This is a genomic window from Streptomyces sp. NBC_01304, from assembly GCF_035975855.1.
Taxonomy (GTDB): domain Bacteria; phylum Actinomycetota; class Actinomycetes; order Streptomycetales; family Streptomycetaceae; genus Streptomyces.
Genome location: NZ_CP109055.1, coordinates 348715 through 364097 on the forward strand (window position 1 = coordinate 348715; position 15383 = coordinate 364097).

14 protein-coding genes are annotated in these 15383 nt (G+C 69.0%); 5 read left to right on the forward strand and 9 right to left on the reverse strand.

Going from position 1 to position 15383, the window contains the following annotated elements; translation table 11 throughout:
- Positions 1-2: 2 nt before the first annotated feature.
- Positions 3-599, reverse strand: a complete 597-nt coding sequence (locus OG430_RS01490; RefSeq protein ID WP_327350509.1) for a DUF6192 family protein — start codon at positions 597-599, stop codon at positions 3-5.
- A 225-nt stretch (positions 600-824) separates the two neighbouring features.
- Here OG430_RS01490 and OG430_RS01495 point away from each other — a divergent pair, with 225 nt between their 5' ends.
- The 3 genes from OG430_RS01495 (at position 825) to OG430_RS01505 (ending at position 3044) form a co-directional block, all read left to right on the forward strand.
- Entirely contained in the window at positions 825-1169 is a 345-nt protein-coding gene (locus tag OG430_RS01495; RefSeq protein ID WP_327350510.1) for a hypothetical protein, read from the forward strand.
- A 235-nt stretch (positions 1170-1404) separates the two neighbouring features.
- Positions 1405-2049 carry a hypothetical protein gene (locus OG430_RS01500; protein ID WP_327350511.1) on the forward strand — a complete coding sequence of 215 codons (645 nt, stop codon included), beginning with the start codon at positions 1405-1407 and terminating at the stop codon, positions 2047-2049.
- The gene (locus OG430_RS01505) at positions 2046-3044 is read left to right on the forward strand and encodes a hypothetical protein (protein WP_327350512.1); all 999 of its coding nucleotides are present in this window, start codon (positions 2046-2048) and stop codon (positions 3042-3044) included. The genes OG430_RS01500 and OG430_RS01505 overlap by 4 nt, the downstream gene beginning before the upstream one ends.
- Positions 3045-3252: 208 nt before the next feature.
- On the opposite strand, the gene OG430_RS01510 is transcribed toward OG430_RS01505, so the two are convergent.
- Positions 3253-4242, reverse strand: a complete 990-nt coding sequence (locus tag OG430_RS01510; RefSeq protein ID WP_327350513.1) for a glutathione S-transferase family protein — start codon at positions 4240-4242, stop codon at positions 3253-3255.
- Between the two features lie 283 nt (positions 4243-4525).
- Positions 4526-8386, reverse strand: a complete 3861-nt coding sequence (locus OG430_RS01515) for an nSTAND1 domain-containing NTPase (RefSeq protein ID WP_327350514.1) — start codon at positions 8384-8386, stop codon at positions 4526-4528.
- A gap of 243 nt (positions 8387-8629) precedes the next feature.
- On the opposite strand from OG430_RS01515, the gene OG430_RS01520 reads away from it, so the two are divergent.
- A complete protein-coding gene (locus OG430_RS01520; protein WP_327350515.1) occupies positions 8630-9190 on the forward strand; it encodes a L,D-transpeptidase in 561 nt (186 codons plus the stop codon).
- 135 nt (positions 9191-9325) lie between these two features.
- On the opposite strand, the gene OG430_RS01525 is transcribed toward OG430_RS01520, so the two are convergent.
- From OG430_RS01525 to OG430_RS01545, 5 genes are all read right to left on the reverse strand, one after another.
- Entirely contained in the window at positions 9326-9739 is a 414-nt protein-coding gene (locus tag OG430_RS01525; RefSeq protein ID WP_327350516.1) for a hypothetical protein, read from the reverse strand.
- A 209-nt stretch (positions 9740-9948) separates the two neighbouring features.
- Complete coding sequence (locus OG430_RS01530; RefSeq protein WP_327350517.1) at positions 9949-11220, reverse strand: RNA polymerase sigma factor; 1272 nt, start codon at positions 11218-11220, stop codon at positions 9949-9951.
- On the reverse strand, positions 11217-11564 hold the full coding sequence (locus OG430_RS01535) for a YciI family protein (protein ID WP_327350518.1): 348 nt from the start codon (positions 11562-11564) through the stop codon (positions 11217-11219). The genes OG430_RS01530 and OG430_RS01535 overlap by 4 nt, the downstream gene beginning before the upstream one ends.
- 100 nt (positions 11565-11664) lie before the next feature.
- Entirely contained in the window at positions 11665-12156 is a 492-nt protein-coding gene (locus tag OG430_RS01540) for a DinB family protein (protein ID WP_327350519.1), read from the reverse strand.
- A gap of 372 nt (positions 12157-12528) precedes the next feature.
- Positions 12529-13752, reverse strand: a complete 1224-nt coding sequence (locus OG430_RS01545; RefSeq protein ID WP_327350520.1) for an RNA-guided endonuclease InsQ/TnpB family protein — start codon at positions 13750-13752, stop codon at positions 12529-12531.
- 55 nt (positions 13753-13807) lie between these two features.
- Here OG430_RS01545 and tnpA point away from each other — a divergent pair, with 55 nt between their 5' ends.
- Positions 13808-14236 carry an IS200/IS605 family transposase gene (gene tnpA, locus OG430_RS01550; RefSeq protein ID WP_327350521.1) on the forward strand — a complete coding sequence of 143 codons (429 nt, stop codon included), beginning with the start codon at positions 13808-13810 and terminating at the stop codon, positions 14234-14236.
- 408 nt (positions 14237-14644) lie between these two features.
- On the opposite strand, the gene OG430_RS01555 is transcribed toward tnpA, so the two are convergent.
- The gene (locus tag OG430_RS01555) at positions 14645-15268 is read right to left on the reverse strand and encodes a hypothetical protein (protein WP_327350522.1); all 624 of its coding nucleotides are present in this window, start codon (positions 15266-15268) and stop codon (positions 14645-14647) included.
- Positions 15269-15383 lie beyond the last annotated feature (115 nt).

Here is a 15383-nt window from a genome sequence, read left to right on the forward strand (position 1 = left end):
GCTCAAGCCGCCTGCAGGTAGTCCGGATAATCATCGCGCATGGTCTTGAACGCAACCGATGGCCGACGCAGTAGATCGGTGGCCACCTTCGTGGTGACCTGCTCGTCGGCGACCAGGTCATGCACGGCCTCGATCTTCTCCTGCACGGTCTCCGGTCCCGGCCCGTGGTAGCCGGCCCGCTGCCGGGTTGTCTCCGGCGTCCAGCGCCGTTTCCCAGACCGTTCGTCCAGTGGCGGATTCTTGATCGCCGCCCGCCGTTCTTCCGGATCCGAGATCGCCGCGAGGACCTGATGGGTGCTGGAGGCCACCCCGGAGCGCCGGTGCTGTGTGGGGAACCGGCTGGCCACCCACCGGTACTCCTTGATGGTGTTGTAGGGGATGTTGATGTCCTCCGACAGCCGATGCAGCCACGCTGACACCCCGAACAGGTCATCGCCTACGGACCGGCCGCCGTGCTCCTGCATCGGGACAATCTCGAGAGCACCATCACCGATGATGAACTGGCACTTCGCCATCGTGTCGACGGCCTCACGCAGCCTCACCACGATCTGCTCGTACCGCTCGGTGCTGACGTTGCCGATCTGCTCCGTACTGGGCACTGAAGCCTCCCCCTGCCAGGCCGGAGCACGGCACCGTGGCCGTGACGAGGAGACTCCGGTCCGTCCGGTACCGGCAGAATCCGCCCGCCAGTTGATGCCGGCATGGCGCACCACCTCAGTACGTGGGGCGCCCGGAAGCTCTCCGCGAAGCCCGCCGCCGGACCACTGCGAGCAGAGGGCCCATGCGTACGTGAGTCCTCCGCTGTGACCCGTGTACGGGATCACTTGAGGTTCAAGGATGGGTTCTTAGATGCCGTTGCCCCTGTCGATGCGGCCGGCGCGCTATGGGTGTGCGGCATTGTCGCGGCGCTCGTCGGCGGCTTCTGGTTCGTGATGTCGTGCCAGGCGGCGAGTTTCGGGGGAGATTGCAGCGGTCCGACCAAGCACGCCGGTGACACCTGCGAGGAGCTGACCGGCGACCGGGAAAGCGTCAGCTTCGAAGAGGGCCAGGAGGAAGTGGCCGACGGCAAGTCGGGGATGAAGATTGCCGTGACGATCTTCGTGATCGGTGTAGGTCTGATCGCCTTCGGTGTCCGGCGGGAGAACCGCCCCCACCCGGATGTCCGGTAGTCCGGGGTCCACTCAACTTGCCATGTCAGTAGCCGACACCTCACGTCGCAGGGCATCTGTTCCAGGAGGTGCTTGTGAGTATCTCCTGGACCACTCCCCGGGCCCTGGCATCCGAACTTCCGTCAACATCAGTCGAGATATGGGAAAACCCGTCGATCCGACGGCCAACGCGTGTCATTCTCCGGCTACACGAATTACAGCGTGATGCGTCAATTCTCCTGATCACGGGGGCGATATGACGACCTTGGTGCGCGGTGTCCGGCTGGCCGCCGTCCTGTTGCTCTGCCTCTTCGGCGCCCTCGCGTGCGGGGACACAGACAGTGACGGGGGCGGGAGTCTCAGCGGCGGCGGAAGTGTCGGCGGTGGCGGTGGCGGTGGCGGGGAGGACAGCGGCGGAGCCGGTGGCACCGGGCCCGGGAGCGGTGGTGACGTCGGGGGCGGCGGCGTGAAGCCGGCGCCGTTGAACATCCCCGACTGGGGCGAGAATTCCCTGCCCTTCGATGACAGGGACCAGACCACCCAGGACCGTTGGGCCCGCATTCAGCAGGCGTTCGCCGACCAGTGCAAAGACCGCACGCTCTGCGTCAGTCTGGTCCGCGAGTACGTCTCCTCGCCGGTTCGACCCGAGAACGTGCCGTGCGGATTCGACCACTTCTCCCCCGCCGCCGGCACGACTGTCCAGTCGGGGCCGGGCACGGTCATCCATGTGGTCGGCATGGCGCCCTGTGACGTGCGTACGGGCGAGGTGGTCACCCCGGAGCCGGAGTCGTCGCCACCGACAGGACCGACCACCGATCCGCCCACCGAGGTGCCGCCGACCATCGATCCGGGCCCCACGGAATCCGCCATCATGTTCGGCGGCACCGACGGCAGCCCATGAACGAAGGCTCCGCCGAGCTCAGCCGGCTCGGCACGCTCCTGGGCACGGTGGCCGCTCCGACCGGCCTGGTCGTAGGCCTCGTCTACTACTTCGGCTACTGGCACCAGTACTCCTTCTTCGGCTACTTCGGCATCAGCTCGACGACCCTCGACATCACCACGACCGACTATCTGGTGCGCAGCATGGACACCCTGTTCGCGCCGATGACGGTGGCCGCGACCGGGGTGCTCCTGGCCTTGTGGGGACACAGCCTGCTGATGGTGCGGCTCACGGCGGGAGCCTGGCCGTGGGTGCTGCGGTATGCCGTGCCCGCCGTGGCCTCGGTAGCGTTCCTCGCCGGCCTCGGCGGATTCGTGTCCGCGCTCACCCCGACCTTCCTCAACCAGCAGATGGTGCTGGCGCCGCTGTGCCTGTCGATCGGGGTGACGGTCCTGACGTACGCCCTGCATCTGAGACGAGCCCTCATCGCAGCAGCCCCGACCGCGCCCGCCCCCGCCGAGCCCCCTGACGAGGCGCCCGACGACGCATCCGACGAGCCGGCAGACCCGGCCAACACGCGCGATGACAACCCGAGTTCAAGGCCCGCAGCTCGTCCCGTCTGGGCCGTGCTCGCCGAGTGGGCCGTCGTCTTCGTCCTGGTCGCGCTCGGCCTCGTGTGGGCCGCCAGTGACTACGCCACTCAGGTCGGCACGGTCCGCGCCGTCCACTACGCCTCGACCCTGGCAGCCGAGCCCTCCGCCGTCCTCTACAGCAAGGACAGCCTCAGCATCAGCGCGCCCGGCGTCCGCGAAACCCACTGCCGCGCCCCCAGGGCCGCCTACGGCTACCGCTACGACGGACTCATCCTGATCCTGCAATCGGGCAATCAGTACGTGCTCCTCCCCCGCCACTGGACCCGCACCAACGGTGTCGCCCTGCTCATCCCCCGCAGCAACTCTGTCCGCCTCGAGTTCGGGCACTCGACTTCGCCACGTACTGCCCAGCCCACCTGCTGACGGTGGCTCCCCTTCGTCCCCGTGCACACCCTCGGCCAGAACCGCAACATCCAGCCGCAGCCACGCTGATCACGGTGTCCTGCAACCGGACCCGCTGGCGCGACGGCCGCGTCTTGCTCTGGCTCAGCGCGGAGCGGGCCGCCGGGGGTCGGGCGGCCACAGCGGCTTCAACGAAGCGACAACCACTGCTGCAGCCGTCAGCGGGAGATCAGCCCGTGAGCGGCGGGACGTCCTCGCCCGCGGGCGGCGGTCCCGGCGCCGTGCCGTCGCCGAACGGCCGCCCGCCCAGATCCTCACGCCCGTGCGCGGTCAGCCAGCCTTCCAGGGCGGGCCCGTTCGGGATGATGCCAGCCGGATTGATGGTGCGGTGCACACCGTAGTAGTGCGCCTTGATCTGATCGAAGTCGGTGGTGTCGCCGAAACCGGGCGTCTGGAACAGGTCACGCGCGTATCCCCAAAGGGCCGGCAGCTCGGTGAGCTTGTGCCGATTGCACTTGAAGTGCCCGTGGTAGACGGCGTCGAAGCGGACGAGGGTGGAAAAGAGCCGTACGTCCGCCTCGGTGATCGTGTCGCCGACCAGATAGCGCCGGGTGGCCAGCCGGTCTTCCAGCCAGTCCATTCGCGCCCACAGTTGCTGGTACGCCTTGTCGTACGCCTCCTGCGACTGGGCGAACCCGCATTTGTACACGCCGTTGTTGAGGTCTGCGAAGACTTTGCCCGCCACGTCGTCGATCTCATCGCGCAACTTCTCGGGATACAGCTCGGGGGCGCCCGCACGCTGAAGGGACTGCCACTCCTGGCCCAGGTCGAGCGTCATCTGCGCGAAATCGTTCGTCACCACCTTTCCGGTGGGGACATCGACGATGGCCGGCACGGTGATACCGAGCGGATAGCCCGGCGCGCGGGCGAAGAACGCCTCCTGGAGCCGCTCGATTCCCAGCACCGGATCCTTGCCGTCCGGGTCCAGGTGGAAGGACCAGCTGCGCTCGTCGTGCAGCGGTCCGGCGATCCCCATCGACAGCACACCCTCGAGCCCCATCAGCCGCCGCACGATCGCCGCCCGGTTCGCCCAGGGGCAGGCCCGGGCGATGACCAGCCGATAACGGCCGGCTTCCACCGGGAACCCGTCACGCCCGTCCGCCGTGATGCGCGTACTGATGTACCGCTGGTCCCTCTTGAACTCCCCGTCACCGGCCATGCGGTGAGCCTACTGCTCCACCGGTCCGCACGCAGATGGCCGCGCAGGCGCAGCTCTGCCCAACGGTGCTCCTACGAATTCGAGCCCGGTCAGATATGGCGCGTCAAGGCCGAAGCCGTCGTTCGTTCCGGCTGTGCATGCGCCGTGGCAGGGGCCCCGACATCGCGGACAGGTGACCGCCTGACCGCCGCGGGTACGCGCCACGATGCGCAGTACGTAGCACTCCGCTGCCAGGTGCTCCAGCCGTTGAAGCCAACCCCTGGTGATGCGACGGCACATCACGTCACCGGCACGTCTCCTGGAACGGCAGGCCGGGTAGGTACGTCGCCCAGTCGGTGCGTGAGAGGCCCGACCCGACGCGACGGCACACCTGGGCCGCCTGTTGCGCCGGGTCGATCGCGAACTTCTGCAGGGTGACGTGCTGTCCGGCGGCGTACAGAGTGTGACCGTCGGTGCTGAAGGCCAGCGAAATGACGGGGTCTCCGGCGGTGCGCAGGGCGGTGCCGAGCGGGCGGTTGGAGGCCACGTCCCAGATGCGGACGGTTCCGGCGTCGCCGCCGACCGCGAGCAGGCGGCCGTCGCCGGAGAAGGCCAGGGCGGAGAGCATCTCGCTCTCGCCGAGTCGGGGGCCGGCATGGAGGCCGGACAGGACGGCCACCTGTTTGCGTACGTCGGCGTCCCACAGGGTGACGCTGCCCGTGTCGTCGCCCACGGCCAGGTAGGTGCCGTCGGGGCTGAATTTCAGGTCGGAGACCGAGCCGTCGGACAGCGTCCGCGGGCGGATCCGTCCCGAAGGAAGGTCCACCACGGCGCCGTCCGGGTCCACCAGGAGCTTTCCGTCGTGCCGGGCGATGGTCCGGGTACCGGGCAGACCATGCAGCGTCCTTGTTCTCTTGCCGCGATGGATGTCCCAGACGTCGATGCTCTCGTCAGCGAAGCGGGACAGGTGCACGGCGCGGCCGTCCGCGCTGAAGGAGATGTCGGCGATTTCGACGGCGGGCACGTCGAAGCGTGCGTGCCGTCGGCCCGTACGGGTGTCCCACACACTGACCGGTAGCCGTTGCGGTGTGGCGTCGGTCAGACCGACCCAGCCCTGGATGTGGGCCAGGTATCGGCTGTCACCGCTGTACGCCAGGTAGTCGATACAGTCCTGGTCTTCGTCGTGCGCCGGCGCGGGGCACGGGATGCCGGAATCGGGCTGCAGGGCCAACGGCCGGCCGGTGCGGGTGTCCGTCAGGGTGAGGGTGGAGGTGGCCCGTTGCCGGTCGAGGGTCGCGAGGGCGTGCCCGTCGGGGCTCAACGTGTTGAGTTCCAGCGGGTGTTGCCGCCATGGGGGGTTTGTCGCCGCTCCCACGGCGAGGGTACGCACCGCAGTGCCCTCCCCGTTGACGTAACGGATACTGCCGTCGTCCGCGTCGAGTGCCAGGTCGCTCGGGTCATCGTTGACGAGGGCGTATCGGAATACGGGGGCCTCGGGGCTCGACAGACGCCACAGCCGGACCTCCCCCTGGCCGTAGGTGGTGACGAAGGTGCCGTCCGTGCTGACGTGCAGGGACTCGACGCCCTCGGTCTTGATCCCGGTGTGTGACCTGCCCGTGCGCAGGTCCCAGACCCGGATACTGGTGTCCGTGACCTGCAGCAGCCTACGGCTGTCGCTCGTGAAGCGGACCTGGCCTTCCGCGCAGCCGACGCCCTTCGTCTTCTTCAGCGGCTTCGTCCTCCGCTGCTGACGGATATCCCATACCTCCAGCGTGAGTTGGCCCCGGCAGGCGGCCAGCAGACGATCGTCCGGACTCACAGCCAAACCCGTCACGCCCCCGAAGCCGCTCGGATCGCTGACACGCAGGAGCTGGCGGCGACTGCGCACGTCCCAGACCCGCACCAGCCCGGGGCCCATGGTCGCTGACCCGACGGAGAGTTCCGCGTCTTCTTGCACGGGTTCCTCGTCGTCGGCAGGGGGTTCGGGGACCTCCTCCCCCACGGCCGGTTCGTCGTCCGGCTCATCGGTGACGAGCAGGCGTCCCGACGGGCTGAACTCCCAGGAATTCGTCTGCTCCTGACCCAGGGTTCCCTTCGCGCGTCCGGCGCGGACGTCCCACAGGCGCACCCGGCCGTTGGCGTCGGCCATGGCGAGGGTACGGCTGTCGTCGCTGAGACGTATGTCGTCGAAGGTTTCTTGTGTGCCGATGCCGCGGTAGGTGTGTGCCAGGCGGCGCGTGCGCAGGTCGACGACTCGAATCTGATCGCCCGTGACGCTGATGAGCTGCCTGCCGTCGGCCGTCAGGTGGTGATACGGCGTGCCGATGCCCGCGCCGGCGTCGGACGGCGTGGGGCCGGAACCAAAGGCCGTGGGCGCGGCAGCGCGCACGGGGAAGTCGCCTTCTTCCTTTTGTGTCATGGCCCCCATCAGGGCGGATCGTGTCTCGGTGGTGTCCGCCAGCTTCCATGCGGCCACGCTCAACTGCAGGGCTGTGGTCGGGTCGGAGGGCCGCATGCTGTCGGCGACGGCGGCGAGCCTGCGGGCCTCCGCCTGGCGGTGTTGGCGGTCACTGGTGCGGCTTTGCTGCCAGGCGATCCCGCCGGCCAGCAGGGCCACGACGACCAAGACGGCCACAAAGGCGGCAAGTGCGCGCCGCCTGCGCTGCTCACGGGTGCGCGCAACACGGCCGCCGTCCAAGAACTCACGCTCCAGGACGGTCAGTTGATGCGGGTCGGCCAAGAGTTCCTCGGCCCCGGCCAGCCGGGAACCCCGGTACAGGGCGCTCGGGTCGCGGCCCAGGGAGTGCCAGGTGCGGGCCGCTTCGGTCAGGTCACGACGGGTGCGCAGCCGCTCGCGCTCCTCGTCGATCCAGCCGCGCAGCCGCGGCCAGGCCGTGATCAGCGCCTCGTGCGCGAGGTCGACCGTGTCGTCGTCCAGGATGACGAGGCGGGCGGCCGACAGGGCGGCCAGCACGCGGGCGAGGCCGTCGGGGTCGGCGAAGTCCAACTCGTCGCGGCCGATGGGGCGTCGGGTGTCCTGGGTGCCGTCTCCCGGGGTGATCAGGCGTAGCAGGATCCGCCGCGCCTGTAGTGCCTCGTGCGTGCTCATGTGCGTGTAGAGGTGCTCGGCGGTCTGGGCGATGGCGCCGTGGATGCCCCCGGCCGCCGCGTAAGCCTCCCGCGTCAGGGTGCGGCCACGGCTGCGCCGCCAGGTTTCAAGGAGCGCGTGCGACAGCAGGGGGAGGCTGCCGGGCTCACCGGCAGCCTCCCCGATCAGCTGCGCAGTCAGGGAGCGCTCCACGATCAGCCCGCCGGCCTGGGCGGGCTTGACGATCGCGGCGCGCAGCTCGTCGGCGCTCATGGGGCCGACCGGCACACTGGACTCCCGCATCACGGCGGCCAGTTCGGGGTGGCCCAGGCAGTGTGCGTAGAAGTCGGCGCGCACGCCCAGGACGACCCGGAGCCTGCTCGCGGGGTCGGCTGCGGCCAGCAGCCGGGCCAGGAACGCGGACCGCTCGCGCGTGTCGTGGCAGAGCGTGAACACCTCCTCGAACTGGTCGACGACCAGCCAGGTGTCGCCGTCGCCCGGGGCAGGTGTGCACACCTGCCCATGGGTGCCCTCGGGATGCTCGCCCGGCGTGAGGATGCGCACGGCCGCGGGCCGCAGCGGGGTGGTGAGCCTGCGCAGCCGGGGGATGAGACCTGCCCGCAGCAAGGACGACTTGCCACTGCCGGAAGGGCCGATGACCACCACCACGCGGTGCGCGCCCACCTTGTGCAGGAGATCTTCCGTCAGCTCCTCGCGGCCGAAGAAGAGGTGCTCGTCATCGACGTCGAAGCGGGCGAGTCCGCGGTACGGGGCCGGCGCGTCCTCCTCGGATCGGGGAGCGTCCTGGCGGGCTTGGTCCCGGGCCGCCTCCTGCCAGCGCTCCTGCCAGTCCGCCGCGTCGCCGCCGCACGCGGTGACGTACGCCAAAACCACGGGCAGCAGCGGGAGTTGCTCCCCACCCGCCGCCCTCGACAACGTCGAGACGGAGAATCCCACCTGCCGGACCATCTGCCGGTAGGTGATGCCGCCTGCCTCCTGGCGTAGTTTGCGCAACTCGAACGCCAGCTGCTGCACCGGCCCCCGCGCCGGATCGATCTCGGTCTCCGGACGTCCCACTCCGCTGCCCCCGACTCCCGCATGCCGTTTGCACGGACGCCTCGCACCTGCACGCGTGCTGCCCCTGATGCAGGCACCATCTCGCCGATTCAGCCCCGTGAGCTGCTTTGTTTCACGTCCGGGACAAGGCTGTGCAACAACCGTCGAGCGGGTGAAATCAAGGCCAACCGATGCATGGCTCCCGGATTCGGGGGCCAGATCGCCGTGGGCGCTTTCCCTGCCCGTGGCCCAGGAGAGGACACCATGGCTTCACACCTTCGGCAGACCTCGATAGCCGTCGCCGTCACCCTGCTGGCAGGGCTGTCGGCCGCAGTGACCGCAACACCCGCGCAAGCGGCCGGGGACTACAACTACCTGGTCTTCAACAAGAACTGGAGCGACCAGACCAAGTCGTCGCTGACCCTGTACCGCTACCTGTCGTCCCGCGACAGGGTGGTGAAGGTCGACTCGTGGCGAGCCGGATCAGGATCGAACCACAACGCCTGCCGGCACAACGGCGGCGGCTGGCTGCCCAACGGCACCTACAAGATCAAGACCAAGCAGAAGAACTTTGACGGCACCAAGATCAAGGGCTACGTCATGCAGCTGGCCGACTTCAGGTGCGGCAACAACCAGCTACGGGACGAGCTGTTCATCCACAGCGAGATGAAGAAGAACGGCTACCCGGGTTCGTCCGAGCAGTGGCGCTGGACGGACAGCAACCCCAACGACTACTACTCCGCAGGCTGCGTCAAGCTGCGCCCCTCCGCCATCAAGGAGCTGTTCGAGTACGCCAAGCCCACCAAGCTGGTTGTCGTGACCTGACGCTGCGTCTGACGACCCCGCCCATCCGGCACATCGCTCCTGCGGCCTTCCAGCCGCAGGAGCGATGTGTGCTCCATCAGCCCGCAGCAACGGCCCGCGCTCCGCGACCAAGCGGGTACCGATACGGACATCGCCCTACTTGACTGTCACGGTCACGGTCGGGGAGACGGTGTCGCCGCCCTTGATGCGCAGTTGTTCGTTGCCCTTGGTGTTGAGCTTGGCATCAAGGGAGTAGCTGCTTCCGTTCTTCACCTTGGTGGTGGCCTTCAAGTTGGTCCACTTCTTGCCGTTCTTGTGCTGGAGAACCAGCTGGCTGTCGATCTTCAGGCCCTTGGTCTTCCCGGTGAAGTGCACCATGTCACCGACGTTCACCTCGGTCGGCGTGGCTGTGACCGTGATAGAGGCCTCCGAGGCGGAGGCAGAAGCGGAGGGCGAGGGCTTTGTGCTCGCGGCGGCAACGGCGCCGGTCGTGCCGGCCGTCAGCAGCGCCACGGAAAGCGCGCCCACGGCAATCGTCCGGGCGCAGCGGCTGCGCAGGGTGGCTGTCACGTTGGACTCCCGATTCTTGCGGACTCCCCCATGCGGTACCACAGCCAAATTAACCCATCCGGACTATTCACGCCCCCGGAGTGGCCGCCAGGCCTCTGGGACTCAAGGGATGCGCACAGGCGGACCAGCCCCCCTCCCCAGCCGCGTCGGGAATCCAACTCGGGGGAAGCCAGGTTCCGGCTGGTCAACGAATTCCGTCGCTGGGCGATTCAGCCCGCCTGAGCGGCCGGCGGTTGAGGCGGCCCGCAAGGCTGCGACGAGCTGCTGGTCGGCAGCGCCGCGAGCCTTCGGCGTAGGAAGCGGGCCTCGGGTCCGTCCTCGGTCACCAGCCGCAGCGCGTCCTTGTACGCGGTCCTTGCCGCCTCGGTGCGGCCGACGCGGCGCAGGAAGTCCGCGCGGGCCGCCGGAAGCAGGTGGTAGCCGGCCAGCGCGTCGGTGTCCAGCGCATCCAGTGCGTCGAGCCCGGCCGCGAAGCCGTCGCGGAAGCCCACCGCCACCGCCCGGTTGAGCGCGGCCACCGGAGAGGGCTGGGCGGCGAGCAGCGCGTCGTACAGCGGCACGATCGCATGCCAGGGCGTCGCCTGCGCGGACGGCGCGGACGCGTGGCAGGCCGCGAGCCGCGCCTGCAGCCGGTACGGGCCCGGCGGGCGGCCAGAGCGTGTCGCGCGGCGCAGTTCGCGGTGTGCCCCGGCGGTCAGCGCCGGATCCCAGCGGGACCGGTCCTGCTCCTCCATGGACACCAGGTCACCTGCGGCGTCGAACCGGGTGGCGCGGCGGGCCTGCTGGAACATGATCAGGGCAAGCAGGCCGCAGGCCTCGTCGGCGGACGGCATCAGGTCGACCAGCAGCCGCGCCAGGTGCAGCGCTTCGTCCGCAAGGCGGCCTTCGGGCTGTCCGTAGCCGGCGTTGAAGACGAGGTAGAGGACGGCGAGTACCCCGTCGGTGCGCTCGGCCAGCAGCTCGTCCGGCGGCACCCGGTACGGGATCGCGGCATGGCTGATCTTGCGCTTGGTACGCAGCAGCCGCTGGGACATGGTGCTCTCGGAGACCAGGAAAGCGTCGGCGATCTGCGCGGTGCTGAGCCCGGCCACGGTCTTCAGGGTCAGCGCCACCCGGCCATCCAGCGGCAGCGCCGGATGGCAGCAGGTGAAGATCAGACTCAGTCGGTCGTCGCGGTCCGTACCGGTCTGCGCCGCCTCGACCAGCAGCGCCCGTTCGGCCAGTTTGGCCTGCTCCGTGCGGCGACGGCGCAGCACGTCGAGCGCCCGGTTGCGGGCCGCGGTGGTCAGCCAGGCCGCGGGAGAGCGCGGCAGGCCGGCCTCGGGCCAGTGCCGCAGCGCCTTCTCCAGCGCGTCCTGCACACAGTCCTCCGCCAGCTCCCAGTCGCCCGTCAGGCGGATGAGGCTCGCCACCATGCCCGCCCGCTCTACGGCAACAGCCGAGGCCGCCGCCGCGGCAGCCTCGGCTGTCGCCGGTGTCACGCGTGCTCGCCCGGCCAGAACGGGCGCAGCTCGAGCTTGCCGCCGACTGCCATCGGGTGCCGAGCGGCGATCGCGATGGCCTCGTCCAGGTCCTCGCACTCAAGGATGTCGAAGCCGCAGATCCACTCCTTGGACTCGGTGAACGGGCCGTCGGTGATCAGCACTTGGCCGCGGCTGACTCGTACCGTCGTGGCATCGCTCGGGGGCCGCAGCCGCTCCCCGATGATCCGCTTGCCGCGGCCGTCGACATCGGCCAGCCACTCCTCGATGGTCAGGTCGTCCGGCGCGGGCTCGGCCTCGGCGGCGGCGTCCGGATCGACCACGACGAACATCATGTACTTCATGCGCGGGGTTCCTCCCTGCTCAACGCTGCGGACGACCATACGACGAACGGGCCGGCGCCGGATCCGACACCGCGCCGGGCACAGTTCCGGGACCGCCGCATCACTGCACCACCCACTGCCGGCCGTCCAGCAGCTCGCGCACCGCGTCGAGGTGCCCGGCGTGCACGGAGGTCTCCACCAGGACGTGCGCCACGACGGAGCGCACATCGGGGAAGTCGAGCCCCCAGCGCGCCCAGACGGGGTCCGGCTGCTTGGGCGGCGCGCCCAGGTCCGTCGCTGCGAGGACGGCGTCGGCTCGGCGGATCTCCTCCCGGTAGAGCGCGAAGACGTCCTCAGCGCTCTCGTCCGCGCCGACCTGCCAGTCGCCGCCCTTCTCGGACGGCAGGATGTCCCGCGGCTCGCCGCCCACCACACAGCGAAACCAGTACCGCTCATCGGACAGCGCCAGATGCCTGACCAGCGCCAAGCAGTGCCAGCCCGAGGGCAGCACCGGGCGGCACAGCTGCTCCTCCGTCAGCCCCTCCAAGATCCCCAACACATGCCCGCGCTGTCCCGCCAACCGCCCGAGCAGCACCTCGGCTTCCCGCCCCATCCCGGATCTCCTTCTGTCGCAATCTTCGATCTTCTTGCCCCTACGACGAATGGGACAGCACGAAATCCGACAGCCGACGGCCCCCTTCCGTCGGAAGGCTGGCAGTCGCGGTCGGTCGGCCGGTCAAGTACCGCGCGTCGGATGCTCATGGAGTACCGCGAGGTCCTCGCCGAGTGCGGGCACGACCTGCAGGAGCACCTGGGCGAGCTGCGGGGAACTGCTCACCGCAATCCGCGCCGTACAGCCGGCTCATGGGCACTTCGCCGCGGCGGCCGCGCGGATCGACTGCGACGTGCATTGACATCCTCTGCCCCCTGAAGGGGGCAGAGTCCCATCCGTGTCGCAGTGCGGCCGGGTGGGTGGTTGACGCTTCTAAGACCGGGTATCCCCGAGGTCTCCACGTCCTGACGCCACATGTCCTGCGGCGTGTTCGATGTTGCGGGCGGCGTTGGTGTCCGCGTTCGCTTCGTACCCGCAGCTGTCTGCCTTGCAGACGAAACGGGCCTGGCTCTCACGGTTGCCGGGGGTGATGAACCCGCAGGCAGAGCAGCGCCGGGAGGTGTTCGGGGCGGGGACCTTGATCAGGTATCCGCCCCGGTCGGCCAGCTTGTATTCGAGGAAGGTGACGGTGCGTCCCCATGCCTCGCCGCTGATCGACCTGTTCAGGCCGCGCTTTTGCGCGACATTGGTGCCGGGGGCTTCCACGGTCCCCTTGGCGGCCTTGACCATGTTGCGGATGGCCAGGTCTTCCACCCCGATGATGCCGAAGATGTCGGCGAGTTCGGTGGTGGTGCGGTGCTGCCAGTCAAGGGCGCGGCGCGTGGCTCTTGCGCGGAGCTGCTTGATCTGGTCGTACGTACGGCGAAGCCGGGCGCTGTTGCGCTCGCCGGGCTTGCGCTGGCGGCCCTGGCGTTCGCGCTGCTGTTCCAGGCGCTTGAGCCGTCCTGCTTCACCGGGGGTGAGCCAGGGGCCGTGTTCGCGGAAGGTGCCGTCTGAGAGGGCGAGGGGTTTGGAGATGCCCCGGTCGATGCCGGTGATCGGCCCGTCGTGGGGCTTGGGCTCGTCTACCTCGGTCTGTACGCGGAAGACGATGTGCCAGCCGTTCGCTTCCTTGGCCAGGCGTGCCCCGGTGACCCGGTTGAGCTTGTCCGCGCGCTTGCCGTACGGGAGATCGCGGGTCCAGCGGAAGCGGACCAGGCCGACCATGGGCACCCAGCACTGTCCCCAGTGGCGGGACAGGCGGGTAATGCGCAGGTCTCGGCCCTGGGGGATGTCGACGGCCCGGCGGCTGGTGCGCTTCTTGAAGGTCGGCGCTTCTGCGCGGCCTTCCCAGCAGTTCACCCACGCTCGGTGGTACGTCTTGAGTACCTGTTGCGCGGCCTGCGCGGGCACGGCCTTGAGCCAGGGAATGTCCTTGCGGGCCTGGCGTATCGCCTCGTCCATGCGGGCGAGGGAGCGCTGGCACTTCGGGGTCATCTCCCACAGCTCGTGCAGGAGATTCCACATCGCACGGGCGCCGTGGCCCTGGTCATCGACCAACGGGAGCTGGGCGGGGCTGAGGTAAAGCCGGGCCTTGTGGCCACGCTGACGCTTCAACTTCCCTCCCCATCCCGCCCGTTGCCTGATTCGTAGACCATACGAGCATTGGTGCATGTCACCACGTTGGAAAGCGGCCCCCGATATCCGCCGGTCAGCACACGTCGTCTACAACCTGCACGTTCACTTGGTGTTCGTCACGAATTTCCGGCGGGGGGTGTTCACGTCCGAGATGCTGACGCGCTGCGAAGTGATCATGCGTGAGATCTGTACGGACTTCGAGGCGGAGCTGAAGGAGTTCAACGGCGAGCGCGACCACGTGCACCTGCTGGTGCACTATCCGCCGAAGGTCGCCCTGTCGAAGCTGGTCAATCGCCTCAAGGGCGTCAGCTCGCGGCGGCTGCGCTTCGAGTACACAGGCGAGGTCAACCGCGCCATCATGCACGGCCGCTTCTGGTCCCGTTCGTACTTCGCCGGATCATGCGGCGGAGCACCGATAACAGTCGTCCGTCAGTACATCGAGCAGCAAAAACGCCAGTACTGACCTGCGGGTCAGAGCAGTCCTGAGATGGCCTACACCCCCCACCTAAAGGCGGGGGCACTGGCCAAGGTCAGAGGTAGTTCGTGGTCTGGCGCGTGATGGCCGAACGGGCCGCCGGAACCCCGGGGCCGACGACGTCCTGTCGGCGGCTGCCCGCACCTCGGCCAAACCCTGCTGCGGAAGGACTCGAACAGGGCGGATGAGACCGATGGCTCTTGAGGTAGCGGGTGGCCTCTGATCCCTGCGTACGCGGTGAAGGGACGCAAGGAGCCCCGGGCGGGATGCCCGGGGCTCCTGCGATACCAAGGTCTCCCGGGGGGGCACCCCGCCCTGGAGATGCCCCCTGCGGAGGCCGTCCTCCCGACCCCCGTGGCGGGAGGACGGCCCCTGCCTTTCGCGGTGATCGCCCGGTCAGTACAGCTTGTTGACGGCTGTGCTCGTGGTCTTCTTGAAGGCGGCCACGGGCGCGTTCCCGAAGTCGCCCATCTGTCCCCACTTCACGACGGTGACGGTCCTGCCGTCCCGCCCGACCGACAGCAGAGCGATGTCGGTGGCACCCCAGGACGTCTCGGTGTGCAGGCCGCGGACACGGGCGCCCTCCTCGACCGGCAGCTTGCCGTAGTCCCGGCCCTCGGCCTCGACGTCGGGCGAGGACTCCTCGATGCGGTCGGCGCAGGTGCGGATCAGATCGTCGTAGTGCTTCGCCAGTGCCTTGGCCTGGGCGGCTGTGCCCGTCACGACGGTCAACTGCACGGCGCCCGTGTCCAGATCGGTCCGGAACTCCCGGTGCCGGTAGTCGTAGTCGAGCACGCCCTCCGTGCTCACGCAGAGGCCGAGTGCCTCCGGGAACCCCTCGGTGACCGGCCCGGCGGTCCAGGACGACGACGGGTGCGGCGGCAGCTGGGACGCCGACAGGAACTTGGGCGCGGCGGCCTTCGGCGCGGCTCCTGCGGCCGGTGCCGTGAGGACCGTGCCCGCCGCGAGGGCGGCGACGGTGAGTGCGGTGCAAGCGCTCGTTCGGATGCGCATGGACATGGGTTGTTCCCCCGTGCATGAGTGCGTGGACGTGGATGCCGCGGTGAGGCCGGCTGGTCGGCCCGGCCTGGCCGGTGCGACACCAAGAGCATCAGCGGTCACGGCGGCCGGGCGC

What these genes read in the sequence shown, in the direction of transcription:
- OG430_RS01505 (WP_327350512.1), top strand. Translation starts at nt 2,046, where the DNA reads ATGAACGAAGGCTCCGCCGAGCTCAGCCGGCTCGGCACGCTCCTGGGC.
- tnpA (WP_327350521.1), top strand. Translation starts at nt 13,808, where the DNA reads ATGTCACCACGTTGGAAAGCGGCCCCCGATATCCGCCGGTCAGCACAC.
- OG430_RS01500 (WP_327350511.1), top strand. Translation starts at nt 1,405, where the DNA reads ATGACGACCTTGGTGCGCGGTGTCCGGCTGGCCGCCGTCCTGTTGCTC.
- OG430_RS01510 (WP_327350513.1), bottom strand. Translation starts at nt 4,242, where the DNA reads ATGGCCGGTGACGGGGAGTTCAAGAGGGACCAGCGGTACATCAGTACG.
- OG430_RS01520 (WP_327350515.1), top strand. Translation starts at nt 8,630, where the DNA reads ATGGCTTCACACCTTCGGCAGACCTCGATAGCCGTCGCCGTCACCCTG.
- OG430_RS01555 (WP_327350522.1), bottom strand. Translation starts at nt 15,268, where the DNA reads ATGTCCATGCGCATCCGAACGAGCGCTTGCACCGCACTCACCGTCGCC.
- OG430_RS01535 (WP_327350518.1), bottom strand. Translation starts at nt 11,564, where the DNA reads ATGAAGTACATGATGTTCGTCGTGGTCGATCCGGACGCCGCCGCCGAG.
- OG430_RS01540 (WP_327350519.1), bottom strand. Translation starts at nt 12,156, where the DNA reads ATGGGGCGGGAAGCCGAGGTGCTGCTCGGGCGGTTGGCGGGACAGCGC.